This window comes from Sporosarcina sp. SAFN-015, from assembly GCF_051966875.1.
GTDB lineage: Bacteria > Bacillota > Bacilli > Bacillales_A > Planococcaceae > Sporosarcina.
Genome location: NZ_JBQCKP010000007.1, coordinates 59,708 through 75,343, shown reverse-complemented (window position 1 = coordinate 75,343; position 15,636 = coordinate 59,708). Strand labels below are relative to the sequence as shown.

Below are 15,636 nucleotides of genomic sequence, written 5' to 3'. Positions count from 1 at the left end.
ATTCAACTAACGGGTGCTTTAGTAAAAATGCATCGGCAATCTTTTTTCTCATTGAACTAACGAGGCAGTTTAGTTGAAGATTGATGTTTAACTTGTGTTCAACAATCGGGCCATTCTGTTGAATACTAACAGGCGAGAAATAAAACGGGTGCAATTGTTAAATCGGGCGGCTACCTTTCTGCTAACGGGTCAGGATACTTGAATAACAAAGAACGAATAATAGAATTTTTCGAAAGTAGGGAAGAAACATGATTGAATTAAGAAAAATTACCCACGATAATTTTGAGGCAGTGTTGAAGTTAAGCATAACAGATGAGCAGAAAGGAAATGTGGATTCCAGCATATATTGTTTGGCTAGAGCCTATGTGAGGATGCTCAACGACGAAAAACCTCCTATGATCTTCGCTATATGCAACAACGATGAAGTCATAGGATATGTCGATATTGGATTTTACGAACTGGCGGAAAGTTCAATTTTACGTGAAAAATATGGAGATAAATCTACTTATGGACTTAATCGCTTTATGATTGATAAAAAGCATCAAGGCAAAGGATTTGGCAAACAAGCAATGATGAAAGTTATTGATTACATCAAGTCGTTTCCACAAGGAAAAGCCAATGCAGTTGCTACATCATATTGGATGGTAAACGAAACCGCCCGGAAGTTGTTTGCGTCTGTCGGTTTCGTTGAAACAGGAGCGATATGGGACGGACAAACAGGGGGTAATTGGAATGCAGAAAGAAAAGATATAGAGTATGCAGAAGTAGGTGCCAGACTCGGATTATAAAGCAGTTTGGAGGTGTCATGGTATGTGGGTTGCAGACCTAATAACTACGGTAGTTGAATTAATCGCAGGTATTTACGAATCAAAGAGAAAGAGGAGAGATAAACGTTTGAGAGAGGGAAAAAGGAGTGTACTAACTGAAAAAGAGTAAAATCACATTAATTACTACTATTATAACTTTATTTGTTATAACCTCTCTATTTATCAATAACGCCTCGTTAAAAGGAGCTACATCCGAAGTTCCACCTACGATAAGTCCCCAGAAACAAGCGGAAAATGCAAAAGAAATGGATAATGTTGAAAATCTCATTTATGGAGACAGTGGAATCATAAAACAAGTAGAGCTAACGGGTGCTTTGCTTGAAGATGTCATTCTTCAACTAACAGGGCAGTTTAGTTGAATAAGGATTTATAGAACAAATATCAAATAAAGAGATTATTACTATTTGAAGCGAGATGATTTAATTTAAAAAGTTTATATGGATGGTATTGTTCTTAATCTTATCTGTAATGCTCTCAGGTTGTTCAGCATCAGAGGTGATTCGGGTTGGCACTCCTTCTTTTAATGACAAAGGAAAAGCAATAAGTTTTGATAGGGAGATCAAGGACTCTGAATCAATCGAAGCTTTGAGGTCGATCATAAAAAAAGTTAGAGAGATTGAAGAACCGAATGACTTAGATAATGAACCAGAGACATTTTTCTCACTTGAAAGACCAAAGGAAGGCATTGCCGAATTGTGGTTGTATGTATACTATCAAAACGATGGTAGTTCAATTTTATATAATGAAGGTGTAAATGGTTACTTTTCCCTTTCTAATGAGCAAACTAATGAATTAAGAAGTATATTGGAACAATAGTAATTCTTTAGTCTTCAACTAAAGGCTGCTTTACTTGAAGATTGATAAGATGCTGAGGAGTTCAATTCTTTTAGAACTTACGGGGCAGCATTCAATAAGTAAAAAAGGAGTTTGTGTAGTGGGGCTTGGTTAGATTTGTACTTGTCGGATTAATCTTTTTGGTTATTGCCGTTATTCTTGTCTTACTCTTAGATATTACTTTAACTATTTTTGGACTGCCATTGAATGCATTTACAGAGAGTCTGTTACAAATACTCATTTTATGTTACGGGTTATTGAAGTTCGGTATTAAAGAAGGAAGTATTAATAAGCATAAGAATTTCGATTTGCCTAATTAAGAGTTTATTGCTTCACTAACGAGTGCTTTAGTTCAATAAGGATAGTAGCATATTACGCAAAAAAGCGCTCAGATCTGAGCGCTTTTACTCGTTTTTCAAATGGCTAAATCGCTGTTGAAGTATATGCTGATTAACCTTTCAGCTAAGCAAGCCTTGTTATCATTTATTTAACTCATGCTTCTTCCCTGCCGTATCTGTCACGATCAGCTTCTTATCAGTAACTTCCATCCGTTTCCCTAGAATTGTCGAAAGCTTGGTCGTTTTCTTATCTAGCAGGCTGTACTTGTAGACGCCTTTTTTATTAAAATAATACATCGTCGAATGGTCGTATAGTACGGACAAGTTTTCTCCACCAGCCTCGCGGTTTAGGTAAGGTTGGTTGTGAGACTCCTCGTAAAAGTCGAACGTCACACGCGCATCGAAGGTGAGTTCCTTTTTCTTATCGCTCATGCCGTCAAGAGCGGTCGAGTAAAGTACAAGCTTCGCCTCCTCAAAAACATCCGGGCCTGCTGTACGCGGCGTGTAGGAATCCGCATTCGTAAAGTACATGCGATCATTCCATATGAATAAATTACGGAATGACTCACCTGATGGCTCTTTCATAATTTCAAATCCTAGTCCATCCGTTTTCATCTTCATGACAGCGAAAGCATAGGGAACTTCATCCGCTTCCGCAAACCCGCCTCTCCAGTAAGGGATGTACAACTCTTCGTTGTAAAGAATGATACGGGTGTTATCATGCAAGTAAATGACCGAGTCAAAATCCCACTTGCTTTCCTGAATCTCTTTGTCTTTCAATAACACTTCCCGTTTGCCGGTTTCCTTATTTTCTTTGATAACTTGGTAGTATCCATCTGAATCCCGCTTAGTGAAATACGAAAACCCATCCTGTTCAACGCTCTTCCCTTTCGTACTCACGTATGTATGATAGTTGCTAAGTTTCATCTTATCATCCATCGCGCGCACTAAAAATGCAGAAAACTGAGCGCGAGTAACAACATTGCTCGGCATGAATTTACCTTCCGATCCGCCTGCAACACGCTGCTTCGCAATTCCATTAATGTCCTGATAGGCCCAGTGAGCTGGCGTCACGTCAATGAATGTCGCCTGCTTGTCTAGCGGCATGTCGAATGCACGGCGCAAAATTGCAGCCATTTGTGCACGTGACGTCTTTTCCCCTGGGCGCATGAAACCGGCGTCGCCTCGTAGAATCCCTTTCTCGTTTACCGTCGCTAGAATCTGATAATACGGCGACTTTTTCGAAACGTCCTTGAACTCCACAGACGCACTTTCTGTCAACGGTATATTCAATGCCTTGATCAGCATGGCAGAAGCTTGTGCACGTGTGATCGGTTCATTCGGACGGAAAGTGCCATCCGGGTAACCGCCTATAATATTGCGTTCCGATAAGTACATAATCTCATTCTTCGCCCAATGCGATTTCACATCTGAGAAATTCGTTGCGGCGTTTACCTGAAGTGGAAGGGCCGCCAAAAAGAGCAGCACCGCCACGATGGCAGTCAGTTTACTTTTCATCATCATTGTCCTCCAATTATAAAACTACTTCTCAAGCAACTAAAACCCAGTCGACACGCCCTCTACTTCAAGCGGTTGGTTGACAGCTTCTTCTGGACAATGCCGACCGAGGTTCCGTACTACTGCGTGTTTCATTTCCGCCTTTTTGAACTCGGGGGTGCCGTCCCAGCAATTGCTGTTCCCAAATAACGGCACGATTATCTTCTTCATCATGTACCCCATTGTTGTCAATTTAGCACTGTACAGACGGAGTTTTTCAGAAAAAGTTTCAAAGGTTTTTAAAAAAATTTCAACATGTACTTATTTCATCTAAAAACGACAACCTTTCCCCGTTGAGCTCCGTTACTATTAGGAAGAGGCGGTGGAGACAATGGAGCAGGTAGAATTGGAGAAAATCATGGATGCGCATGGTGAACATCTATTAAGAATGGCTTTCTTTTATTTGCGTGATCGCGAAATGGCGAAAGATATTGTGCAAGATGTTTTCATTTCCTTTTATACTTCATCGAATTATGAGGAACGAGGGACATTACGCGCGTATCTCACAAAGCTGACCGTCAACCGTTGCAAAGATCACTTGCGGAGCTGGTCATTCCGGAATTTGCTGTTTTCGCATAATTGGGCGGAGACAATACATACGCAGCAAGACCCGCTTGTTTTGAATGAAGAGCGAGCAGAACTCGCCATTACGATATTGAAGCTGCCGATAAAGTATCGAGAAATTATCATTTTTTATTATTACGAAGGCTACAAAATAAAAGAAATCGCCGCTTTATTAAATCTATCCGAAAACACTGTGAAAGCACGAATGGTGAAGGCACGGCAGCTACTGAAGGAAAAACTGAAACCTGATGATTGGGAGGTGCTATCTAGTGAATGAAGTGAAAAAAGGTTTAGATGCCGTGTCCGGGATTACATCGGAAGACTTGGGAGAAGTGAAACAAAGAGTCCTTACCGGAAAACAGAGGCAGAAAAAAAGAAATCCAATTCCAGCGGCAGTTACCGCCCTTGTGGCCGCAGCAATCTTGTTTTTTGCATTCAACGTTCTGCAGGACGGTTTTTCCACTGCGGATGATGAGAAATATGAGGTCAATGAACTGATCTATGACTTCATGCTTCGGACTGAATCGGCCGGCAATGAAGCAGAGGCTTCCGACGAGATGAGGCAGACGGTTTTGCAGAGCATGTTGCAAATTGACGCTCTAATTGATTATGCCAAAACGCTCGGCTACACGGAAGACATGGAAGCGATCGATGAAACCGTGGCGGAACAACGGGATGCTTTCTATGCTGATTTGGAAAAAGAAGTAGAAGAGAAAAAGAACGACATCCTTCAAGCGCAGACGGACGCTTTTGGAATAACGTATGATGAGTATTTCAATGTCCTGCTTACGTGGACAGCCAGGGCTGAAAGGGCATCCAATTGGCTCGTTCGCCATTCACAGGAAGAATCTATAACGAGAGGTGAAGCGATTCGTTTATTTCAGAATAAAAACGAGCGTGCCATCAGTGAGTTCATGGAACAAAAATCGATTCCTCCTTTTGACTTGTCCGTGAAATACGACGAACTCGAAGGGACAGTAGCCGCAATCGAGGGTGACCAAGTCCTAGTCACGCAAGGCTTCGTAGAGGACGCTCCCTCGAAAAAGGAAAAGTTGTTACTAAAAGGACTCGCTTCCCGGTTTGTCATCGATGATATGTCGGAAGAACTTGTCCCCGGCATGGAAATCAGAGTGGTTTACGATGCACTTGCTTACCCCGTCGGAACGCAAGGAAACCCCATTGTTTATGAGAAGGTGATGGACTGGGAAAGGATCGAATCCCCCGATTCCAAATATCTGCCTAATAGTGACGAGGGACTTTCTGAAGCGGATATTGAAACGGCTTTTGAAATGTGTGTACGAGCGCTCACTGACTATTATAAAGCGGTCTGGAACGGCTCGGATATCGACTTGAATATGTTTGTGACAAATGAAAACCTCAAACAGTATATGCAAAAGAAAGTTCAGTCCCAATCTGATAAGTACGCCCATTTTAATAATAAGGTGAAAAATATTGAGATTAGCGAAGCGTGGGAAGTTGAATTTACGGATGATGCGGATGGAGGATTTCTCTACTTGCACTTGCCTGTCGCAATTAATAAATACCAAGGTGGTTATGGTGAACCTACCGAATTTCTTGTCCGTAATGAAAACGGCAAGCTAGTTATCGTTGATTGGTATACAGGTGCAAAAGATAGTTATGATTTCATCGTTCGCGGAGAAAATGAAACGATAGACGATCCGGATATTTGGAATGACCGGGAATGGGTAAAAAAGTTTACGAATATAACTGATTGAATGTAAGCAATAGAAAAAATCATCCTATTGGAGTTCTCACTCAAGGATGGATTCAGCCTGTTGACAAACGCTCGCATCCGTTGTTGCTCGTCTCGCTCGTCCGCTCATGAACTTTAGTTCTATTCGCGTCTTCGCTCGACTTCGCGCCTAGGCTGACAAGCGTTTTCAATCAGGCTGAGGAAATTCCTGCCCATTCCTACTTGCATTAAAAAGTTGTTTTCCGGTCCATTATTGCTTCATTACTAAACTGCCTTTTCCTTTTTCCACCATCAAATATAGACGATGCAATGCCCTACTCGTTGCCACGTAGGCCAATTTCCGGTCGTCGTCCGTCGGTTGATAGTCATTGAAACCGGCAATGACAACTGCTCTGAACTCGAGCCCTTTGACGGCGGAAGGAGTGGTGATCACTACCTTTTTGCCCGTCGGCAGTTCGCCCGCAGTCTGGATGGCGACAGAGAAATACGGATCGATCATATAATGGTACCGCTCAATCATCGATTCATCCTTCACAATGACAGCGACCGGCTCGTGATGGTGTTCATAGACGGCTTCTTCCAGAATGGCAATCAGTTTCTCCTCTTCTGTCCCGGCCGTGAACTCCGTCAGCTGAACCGGTTCGCCCTCCCGGAACGTTTCCTTCGAAAGTGAATATTTCCCGTTCGCGAAAGGCTCAATGATTTCATTGCTCACATTAACAATTTGTGCTGTGGACCGGTAAGAGGCTTTCAATTCATGGAGCGATAGGTCCCCAATCCATTCACCTAGCACATTCCAGTCTTCCAGCGAGCTTGCTCGGTTCAAATTCTGTCCGAGATCCCCTATGAGCATAATGCCATTTTTCCGAGTGAGTGCATGCAGTTCCGTAATTTCATACGGCATATAATCTTGCGCTTCATCGATGATCAAATACGACAGCAGATGAGCTTTCGGAGACCCGTTTAACAGCCTGTCGACATGCAACAATGCCGGCAAGTCTTCATAATACACACCGAACGGATCCTCTTGCACGGGCAAGACCCCTTCCTCTCTCGCTGTCTGGGCCGCGGCTTCACAACACTCAAACAAGTTTGCTTTCAAGTTCTTTTTCACATAGCTTCGCAGCTTGGCCTGATCTGCATCAGACATGACGATGTCTTCCTCAAACGCAAAACTCGGATAGCGACTACTGAAACTGTAATTGTAATTGTACTCCCGTTTGATCGCACCCATAATCTGTCTGTAATACGCTCGTTCAATTCCCGCGAGGCTTTCTTTGTACAAAGCGTCGAATAGCATGGCTTTCCGTTCGTCAACAAAATCTTGCTTTTCTGCAGCAAACTCCTGCAGCAGCTGTCCTTGCACTTTTTCCAGCTGTGCTTTCAAGGCGGGCTCATCCAGGAGACCGGCCGCATTCAACACCTCATCCGTTTGCGATGCGATATGCTGTAGAATAACCTCTTCCCGCTGTTCACGCATCCTCCACTTCATCTGGTGTCGCCATGCATCCATAATGAATGACTCGTCCATCACTCCGAGGATACTGTCCTTTAAAATAGCGCTATGCTCCTCCATTTTCTCCTGGACAGCATGCTGGATGGCCGCAAGGAACTGACGCCGGCTTTCCTCCATCTTCTTTTTCATCGCAGCGGAGGCGTCCTCTGCATAACCGACCGCGTCCTGCGTCCATTTTTTCCCCAATTCGGTGATACGCTCTGACAGAAACTCGCTTTGGAAGAGAGGCAGAGTGACAATTTCCTGCTTCTCCAACTCTTTCGCCTGTTCCCGAACCCATTGCTTCCATTCGTGGGACGCTTCATTCCGATCTTTCAACTCTTTTTGAAGACTCTTCAGAAAGAAGTTGAAATAGAGGTTTTCCCTCTCTTTCAGCGACAGGTCAGGATACTTCTCCATTTCACGCAAAATCGGCAAGATAGGAACAGCAATTGTACCTACCAAAACCTGTGCAGCCCATGTACGGAGATCATTGAGTTTCCTCATGGTCGTCCTTTGTACAATCGACTGGAACTCCAACGATCCTTTCGCTTGAATGAGTTCAAGCTCGTTTAAGCCATGTCGCTTTATATTAGCCGGTGATAAGCCAAGAATATCGCAAGCCATGTTAAGGAATGTCATCTGTTTAATGCCGAAGTCCCCTAGCGAAGGAAGTACGTTTTTAATATGAGCCAAGAAGGCCTCATTCGGTCCTAAGATGGCCACACGCTCCGGCGAAAGATCTTCGTATTTGTATAACAGATAGCTTAATCGGTGTAAGGCGATTGCGGACTTCCCGCTTCCCGCCGAACCTTGGATAATGATCGGCTTTGTCATCGGAAGTCGGATGATTTCATACTGCTCACGTTGCAACGTCGCGACAATTGCTTGCATGTCCACACCACGTTTGTCCGAAAGTGCGGAAATGAGACCTTCATCTTGGAAGTATTGGCTCGATGCCGTAAGTGGAGGATGGAGCTTATAAATACTTCCTCTTCGTATATCTATCTGCCGGCTGTAATCGACGATGACATTGCCAAGCGTCTTATGGGAAATCGGTTGGCCGACTGTCCGCAAATAATAGAGCGAGGCCGCTTCCGCTTTCCAGTTCGTCACATAGCCGTCGATGCCTTGTTCCCCGATATACATCGTTTCCGCGCCGTTTCGAGTGACATAATCGACACGCGCCAAATACGGGGAATCTTCAATTGTTTTTAGTCGGCTGTTATGTTCGTATGAACGTTTCCGTATAATCCCTTCAGCATAGGCAGATGCATAATCCACACTATATGTACTGTCGAACTCCACTTTTCGGATCGGTCTCATTAAGGACTTTACTTTACTAAGTACTTTCCGCAAAAAGCCAACCTCTGAGTTGTCATCACGTGGGAAAAACGAGGCTTCACTATAAGCCGGGAATGAAGGTGCTTTAGATACTTCTTGCACCTTCGATTCTTTTAATGTAGAAACAGTCTTCAGCAACTCTTTTGACATCGACTGCAACATCTTCTTTTCATCGATTTCCTTCTCGGCATGCATTGGTTGGTCATCCACTTGTAATTCCGGTACTATGTCAGCCGCCTTCAAAAACTCGTTTTCCTCTTCTTCCAACTCCATCTGTACGGTAATGGCTTCCTCAAGGATAGTCATGACAACGTCCTTCATCGAAACACTGTTGTGGATCGCTTGTTCAAAACCGGCGTCTTGCTCCATCGTAATCGGTGCAGGCATCTCCAATTTTTCCAAAAGTTGTTCCAGCTGTTTGAATTTCATTTCTGTTTCATCCAACTGTTGAGCTAAACGATTGTTTTCCACGATTCGTAATGAATGGCTCATCTGCAAAATAGCGTACTTTTTCTCTAATTCCTTAAGTAAGGGCGCAGCCGTATTTGACTGAACTTCCGCCTCGAGCCGATCTGCCCTAACTTTCAACTGTTCGGCCGCAGCTGTCATCATACGAAGTCGTTGCTCCACCTTCGCGGTTTCCGATTGTGCCAGTTCATAGGCATCCTTTGAAACGAGCCCCTGGCCAACTGCTTTCAGCCGCATTGCCAACCGTTGAATTTGCTCGTCTTTCTGGTCAAGCTCTTCTTTCGTCGGCCGCCTCTCCATTTCTCCTTCGAGCGTCCGGATCATCTTCTTATAGTTTTCCAGTTCAGCAGACTGCTTTTGAAATAGCTCTTCATATCTTTTTTGTTCTGCAACTAGTTGCCTATTCGTTTGATCTTTCATCTCTAAGTCGAAATACAGTTGTTGATTTTGCATTTCAAGATAGTGGATATCCGGATCTTTTACTGGATTGGCTACCGGTGAAGCGCTTTTCACTCTTTCTTCATCTATCGTTTTCAGCTCTTTTTCCTTATCATCTCGCTTAGTAGATAAGAATCCGAACAACCTCATCATGTCACCCGCTTATAATCTATTAGCCTACTTTTTTCATATCTCTATATATCCTACATTATACCTGATTTTTTGAAATGATTCCTTATTTTTCTGTAAATAAACCCCGAGGCAAGTTAACAAAGAAAGATGAAAATGATTACTCTTTCTAAAACATGCCCTAACAATATTCTTGTGAACTATCTAATATTTCCAAAGAAAAAAATATAGACAATGTAAGCGCTTTATAGTAACGTATAAGGAAACTTAAAGGAATTTGACCTTAAATCGATTTTTACAATGCAGAGGGGGTGGAAAATTGATAGTGACAATAGGTGTTGTCGGGCCTGCCGAATCGGTCGGTAAGATTTTGTCAGTTGCGGAGGAGTTTCCGAACACGAAATGCATTCCTTTCATATACGAAAATGTGCGCGAATTGCCTGCATTGATTGAGCAAGGACGCCTAATCGTAGATCAGTGGCTATTTTCCGGAATTATGAATCATATGTACGCGTTGCAACATGGCTTAGTGAAGCAAGAGCAAGCGAGTTTTCCTTATTTGCACGGTTCAAGCTTCTTCGGAAAACTATTGGAAATACAAGCAAAAGAAGGTCGGATCATTCGATCGGTCAGCATTGATTATATTACGGCTGAAGAAGTGCAAAAAGTAGTCTCCTTTTACGACTTAACGCATCTTCATTTCGAAACGATTCCTTCTTGTAACGGTGATGGGAAAAAGATCGCTTCCCTTCACGAAGAACGGTACAAAAATCAGAAAACCGAAGTTGCCATTACTGCTATGAAAGAAGTATATGATCGGCTAAAAGAATCCAACGTTCCCGTCTACCGGCTGACCCCCTCCTACATGTCAATTAAGTTATCAATTGAACTGCTCATTAAAAAAGCGCAGTCAAAACGCTTTGAAAACTTGCAGATGGCCGTGATTGGATGCCAAGTGTTAAATGCCAATGATAATATCGAGAAATCGATCTTTGAGTGGAAACTTCAAGACTTAGTCGTTAAAAAACACCTTTTCACATTGACGCAGAAATTGAATGGATCCTTCGTAGAAATTGCAGACGGACTTTACTCGATTTATACGACGAAAGGCGAAATCGATGAAGATATTGAATCATCCTTGCTTACGACGATCGAAACGTTCAAGTTAAATGATCAATTGGATATCGGTTTTACAATCGGCTATGGACAAACCGTTTTAGAAGCCGAACAACATGTGCGACATGGGCTCAATCAATTAAAAGCGGATGAAGAGCCCTCTCTTCTAATCGTGAAAACGAAAAAAGACATTACGCAAAAAGTACGCAGCGATTATGCAAGTATGTTGAACACGACCGAGTTGCGTACAATCTTGCAAGAAAGATTCCAAATGACGGACAGCAACGCTCGAGATGTGCTGCGGTTGGCGTTTTATTGCCAGAGATACAACAAACAGGAATTCACTGCTGATGATGTGGCGCAATGGTTCTCAAACACGAAGCGAAACGCCCGCCGGATTTTACTAGAATTGCAGCAAGCCGGTATCATCGAAATTTACGATAAAACGCAAACAACACCAAGAGGACGCCCTAGCAATGTGTACCGTTTTTCGGACCAAGAACTCCTCTTCGGAAAGGAGGAGTAAGCGATGCATCATCTGATTACGTGGATTGAAGAAAAGCTGCTGCAAGTCAATCTTGTCAACACGATGGACCAGGCAGACGGGTTTTCACGACTTGGCTATACGAAGGAAGAGCAGGCATCTCAGGAACAATTCCGCTGCATCGCCAAGGAACTTGGACTTCAAACGCATCAAGATGCGGCAGGCAACCAATGGGCTTTGTGGAAAGTCGATGATTCAGCAAGCTGGATTGCCACCGGTTCACATCTCGATACCGTTTACAACGGCGGAGGTTACGATGGCGCCGCGGGTGTAGTGGCAAGTCTCGCTGCAGTGAAACTACTAAAAGAGGCGTCCTTCCAACCGAAAAAGAACATTGCCGTTATTGCATTTGCCTGCGAGGAAGCTGCGCGCTTCCATGTTTCTACGATTGGCAGTAAAGCAATTTGCGGGATATTGGATAAAACCAAACATGCTTCTCTAGAAGATAATAACGGCATCACCTTGAGGGAAGCATTTGCAAACTGTGGTTTGGACTGGGAGCTGCTACACGAAGCCAGACTCGAAGATCATCAGCTTGAACAATTTGTCGAATTGCATATTGAACAAGCATCGAAGCTGGAGAAGTCCGGAAAGGAATTGGGAATTGTCCGGGCAATCGCGCAGCCAACTCGACTCCGTATCACTACTGTCGGGAAAACAAACCATACAGGCACTACGCCGATGGAAGAACGCCAAGACGCACTCGTTGCCATTGCACCAATCATTACGTTCATTGAGGAAGCAACGGTTGATATCATCGCACAACAACAAGTTCCGCTTGTGGCGACGGTCAGCACGATTCAAAACAGCCCGAATGCAATAAGCATGATTCCAGGGGAAGTCGTGTTAGGCGTCGATATCCGAAGTACGCGTTTACAAGAAAAACACGAACTCGTGAAAAGAATTACCGACTATGCAAGATCCATTGAAAAGGATCGGCCGGTTACGATTACCATTGAAACGCTCGTTGATGATGAACCGACCCAACTCGATTCATCCATACAAGCAAAGCTCACACATATTTGCGAGAAAATCGGCTTGTCTTCATTGCCGCTAGATAGCGGGGCTGGACACGATGTTATGAATTTGGCCAAACGCTGGCCGTGCGGGCTCTTATTCATCCCATGCCGAGATGGAGTTAGCCACCATCCGTCAGAGCACGCCGATAGTGAAGATCTCTTGAAAGGAACTAGGGTGCTAGCTGAATATTTACGAGAAACAACTGGCAACAACTCACTTTCATTAGAATAACAACTAGGAGGACATCAAATGAATACATTCATCAAAAAGTATATGGAAGAAAAAGCAGATTACTTTAACGAGGTATCCGCCTACATATTCCGCCATCCAGAAACACGATTTGAAGAATATGAATCTGCCGCATTTCTATCTGCAGAATGCGAAAAACAAGGATTCGAGGTTGAGCGCAATCTCGCAAATATCCCTACTGCCTTCAAAGCAACGTATGGTTCCGGTAAACCCGTCATTGCGTTTCTAGGTGAATATGACGCTTTACCAGAACTGAGCCAAACGCCGGGAACCGCTGAAAAAGAGCTCGTTGAAGAATCACCTCATTTCGGACATGGATGCGGGCATAACTTGCTCGGTACAGGCGCATTTGCAGCGGCTTGCGCAACGAAAGCGTATTTGGAAGCGAACAACTTAGAAGGAACTGTCGTCTTTTACGGCTGCCCAGGCGAAGAAGGCGGATCCGGGAAAACGTTCATGGTGCGAGACGGTGCATTTGAAGGTGTCGATGCGGCACTGACATGGCATCCGTCACCCGGCAACGCCATTATGAGCCGACCGACATTGGCAAACTACCAAGTCGCTTTCCGTTTCAAAGGAATTTCTGCACACGCAGCAAACTCCCCGCACCTCGGTCGTAGTGCACTGGACGCTGTTGAATTAATGAACGTCGGTGTCAATTATTTGCGTGAACATATCATTCAAGATGCAAGAGTCCACTATGCGATTACGGATACAGGCGGTTTGTCCCCTGCTGTCGTGCAACCTCAAGCGGAAGTTCTCTATTTGATCCGTGCACCGAAAAACAATCAGGTGGAAGGGATTTATAAACGGATTTGCAAAATCGCTGAAGGTGCTGCACTCATGACGGAAACAAACGTGGAAATCGAATTCATTAAAGCATGCTCCAACTACGTGCCAAATAGAAGTTTGGAACAAATCCTTCATAAAAACTTGAAAGAAGTCGGAGCTGGCGAAGTGTCAGCTGAAGAAGAGGCGTATGCAAAACAGATTTGGGAGACGTTCTCATCTGATGAGCAGGAATTTTACTTAGACGTCATGAATGGATTTGGCTATATCGGAGACGGCAGTGAATTCGAAGGAAAATATTTGAATGACCGAATTTCTGATTATGTAGCATCCGAGGAAATTTTCTACGGCTCGACAGATGTAGCGGATGTCAGCTGGGTGCTTCCTACTGCCCAACTCACTGCTGCAACAAGCACTCTTGGAACTGCTTTACACACATGGCAAATGACTGCACAAGGGCTTTCCGATTTTGCAAACCGCGGTATGATGCGTGCAGCTTCCGCTATGGCTTTGACAGGCATCGACCTACTCACTTCAAGCGAAAAACTTGAACAAGTGAAAAAAGAACATGCTCAATTTGAGCACCAAAACCCATACAATCCCCCTATCCCGAAAGATGTTAGTCCATCTACGCTGGGCGGAAAAAGAATCTACTAAAGAGGTGAAATGATGGAAAAGAAAAAAGGTTTATTCCAAAGATTTTTGGATGTTGTTGAAAAGGTTGGTAACAAACTACCTGACCCGTTCGCATTATTTGTCGGTTTAGCAGTGTTGATGATTATTACTTCTTGGATTTTCAGTCTTTTCAACGCTTCCGTTGTCCATCCTGGCAAGGGAGAGGTCATGCCGATTAAGAGCTTGATCTCCGCTGAAGGTTTACAATTCATGTTGTCTTCAATGCTCGATAACTTCACTGGCTTTGCACCGCTTGGCCTTGTTGTCGTTATGATGCTCGGGATTGGATTAGCAGAAAAAGTTGGTTTGCTAGACTATGCAGTACGTAAAACGATTTTGAAATCACCTCCTTTCTTACTAACTTACACAGTCGTATTTGTAGGGATCATGGGGAACCTTGCTTCCGATGCTGCCGTCGTGCTCATTCCGCCACTTGCAGCCTTAGTCTTCTATAAAGTCGGACGCCATCCTTTGGCCGGACTTGCTGCCGGTTTTGCTGGTGCAGGCGCTGGGTTCACTGCAAACTTGTTTATTGCAGGAACAGACGCATTACTTGCCGGTATCTCTACAGAAGCCGCGCGCATTATGGATGAATCATTCACAGTATCACCTGTAGATAACTGGTTCTTCAATATCGCTTCTGTTATCGTGTTGACGATCGTCGGCGGTCTATTAACTTCCAAGTTTATCGAACCGCGTCTCGGTACGTATAAAGGCGAAGCATTGGAAGACGAAGAAACCGAAGAACATCCGCATGCTAAAAAAGCGTTTATAAACTCTGTCATTGCAGGTCTTATCTATATTGCCGTTGTCGTAGGAGCTATTCTTATTCCGAACAGCCCATTGACGAATGAAGAAGGTGGATTAATTCCTAGTTCACCATTCTTGAGCGGTATTATTCCGATCATTTTGTTCTTCTTCATCATTATCGGGATCACATTCGGAATTTCTATTGGTAAAATCAAGTCTAGTAAAGACGTTAGCCATTACATGTCCGAATCCGTCAAAGACTTGTCCAGCTATATCGTACTCGTTTTTGCAATCGCACAATTCACTGCTTATTTCAACTGGTCTAACCTAGGTACATGGGTAGCCGTTAACGGGGCAGAATTCCTTGAAAGCGTTAACTTTACAGGAATGCCGCTCATCATCGGTTATATTATTTTCACATCACTCATGAACTTCTTGATCACATCCGGTTCAGCGAAATGGGCAATTGAAGCACCTATTTTCGTACCGATGTTCATGGAACTTGGTTACCACCCGGCATTCACACAAGTCGCTTATCGTGTTGCCGATTCATCAACAAATATCATTACGCCGCTCTTCCCTTATATGGTCATCATATTGGCATTCATGCAACGTTACGATAAGAAGGCAAGCATCGGAACGTATATGTCCCTCATGATTCCGTATAGCCTTGTTTTCCTAGTTACTTGGATCATTTTGATCATCGTATTCTTCTACTTAGGAATTCCATTTGGACCTGGTATTCACGCACGCTTATAATTGATAGAGACTTTCAACCATTATAG

11 protein-coding genes are annotated in these 15,636 nt (G+C 43.8%); 8 read left to right on the top strand and 3 right to left on the bottom strand.

Annotated features, from left to right (window positions below; translation table 11 throughout):
* Window positions 1-248: 248 nt before the first annotated feature.
* Together ACTHPA_RS13065 and ACTHPA_RS13060 are read left to right on the top strand one after the other, a co-directional pair.
* The gene (locus ACTHPA_RS13065; protein WP_440500794.1) at window positions 249-788 is read left to right on the top strand and encodes a GNAT family N-acetyltransferase; all 540 of its coding nucleotides are present in this window, start codon (window positions 249-251) and stop codon (window positions 786-788) included.
* Between the two features lie 480 nt (window positions 789-1,268).
* The gene (locus tag ACTHPA_RS13060; protein ID WP_440500792.1) at window positions 1,269-1,643 is read left to right on the top strand and encodes a hypothetical protein; all 375 of its coding nucleotides are present in this window, start codon (window positions 1,269-1,271) and stop codon (window positions 1,641-1,643) included.
* Between the two features lie 497 nt (window positions 1,644-2,140).
* On the opposite strand, the gene ACTHPA_RS13055 is transcribed toward ACTHPA_RS13060, so the two are convergent.
* Together ACTHPA_RS13055 and ACTHPA_RS13050 are read right to left on the bottom strand one after the other, a co-directional pair.
* Window positions 2,141-3,520, bottom strand: coding sequence for an S-layer homology domain-containing protein (locus tag ACTHPA_RS13055; protein ID WP_440500791.1), 1,380 nt, complete (start codon window positions 3,518-3,520; stop codon window positions 2,141-2,143).
* 36 nt (window positions 3,521-3,556) lie between these two features.
* A complete protein-coding gene (locus ACTHPA_RS13050; protein WP_440500789.1) occupies window positions 3,557-3,727 on the bottom strand; it encodes a hypothetical protein in 171 nt (56 codons plus the stop codon).
* A 160-nt stretch (window positions 3,728-3,887) separates the two neighbouring features.
* Here ACTHPA_RS13050 and ACTHPA_RS13045 point away from each other — a divergent pair, with 160 nt between their 5' ends.
* Together ACTHPA_RS13045 and ACTHPA_RS13040 are read left to right on the top strand one after the other, a co-directional pair.
* Window positions 3,888-4,397, top strand: coding sequence for a sigma-70 family RNA polymerase sigma factor (locus ACTHPA_RS13045; protein WP_440500788.1), 510 nt, complete (start codon window positions 3,888-3,890; stop codon window positions 4,395-4,397).
* Window positions 4,390-5,856, top strand: a complete 1,467-nt coding sequence (locus ACTHPA_RS13040; protein WP_440500786.1) for a hypothetical protein — start codon at window positions 4,390-4,392, stop codon at window positions 5,854-5,856. Before ACTHPA_RS13045 ends, ACTHPA_RS13040 begins: the two co-directional genes overlap by 8 nt.
* A gap of 228 nt (window positions 5,857-6,084) precedes the next feature.
* Here ACTHPA_RS13040 and ACTHPA_RS13035 read toward each other — a convergent pair whose 3' ends face one another.
* Window positions 6,085-9,729, bottom strand: a complete 3,645-nt coding sequence (locus ACTHPA_RS13035; protein WP_440500784.1) for an ATP-binding domain-containing protein — start codon at window positions 9,727-9,729, stop codon at window positions 6,085-6,087.
* A gap of 298 nt (window positions 9,730-10,027) precedes the next feature.
* Between ACTHPA_RS13035 and ACTHPA_RS13030 the strand changes: the two genes are divergently transcribed.
* From ACTHPA_RS13030 to ACTHPA_RS13015, 4 genes are read left to right on the top strand one after another with little or no spacing between them, the layout of a single operon-like run.
* Entirely contained in the window at window positions 10,028-11,350 is a 1,323-nt protein-coding gene (locus ACTHPA_RS13030) for a hypothetical protein (protein ID WP_440500783.1), read from the top strand.
* A gap of 3 nt (window positions 11,351-11,353) precedes the next feature.
* The gene (locus tag ACTHPA_RS13025; RefSeq protein ID WP_440500782.1) at window positions 11,354-12,619 is read left to right on the top strand and encodes a M20 family metallo-hydrolase; all 1,266 of its coding nucleotides are present in this window, start codon (window positions 11,354-11,356) and stop codon (window positions 12,617-12,619) included.
* 18 nt (window positions 12,620-12,637) lie between these two features.
* Window positions 12,638-14,083, top strand: coding sequence for a M20 family metallopeptidase (locus tag ACTHPA_RS13020; protein ID WP_440500781.1), 1,446 nt, complete (start codon window positions 12,638-12,640; stop codon window positions 14,081-14,083).
* 9 nt (window positions 14,084-14,092) lie between these two features.
* A complete protein-coding gene (locus tag ACTHPA_RS13015) occupies window positions 14,093-15,610 on the top strand; it encodes an AbgT family transporter (protein ID WP_440500779.1) in 1,518 nt (505 codons plus the stop codon).
* Window positions 15,611-15,636 lie beyond the last annotated feature (26 nt).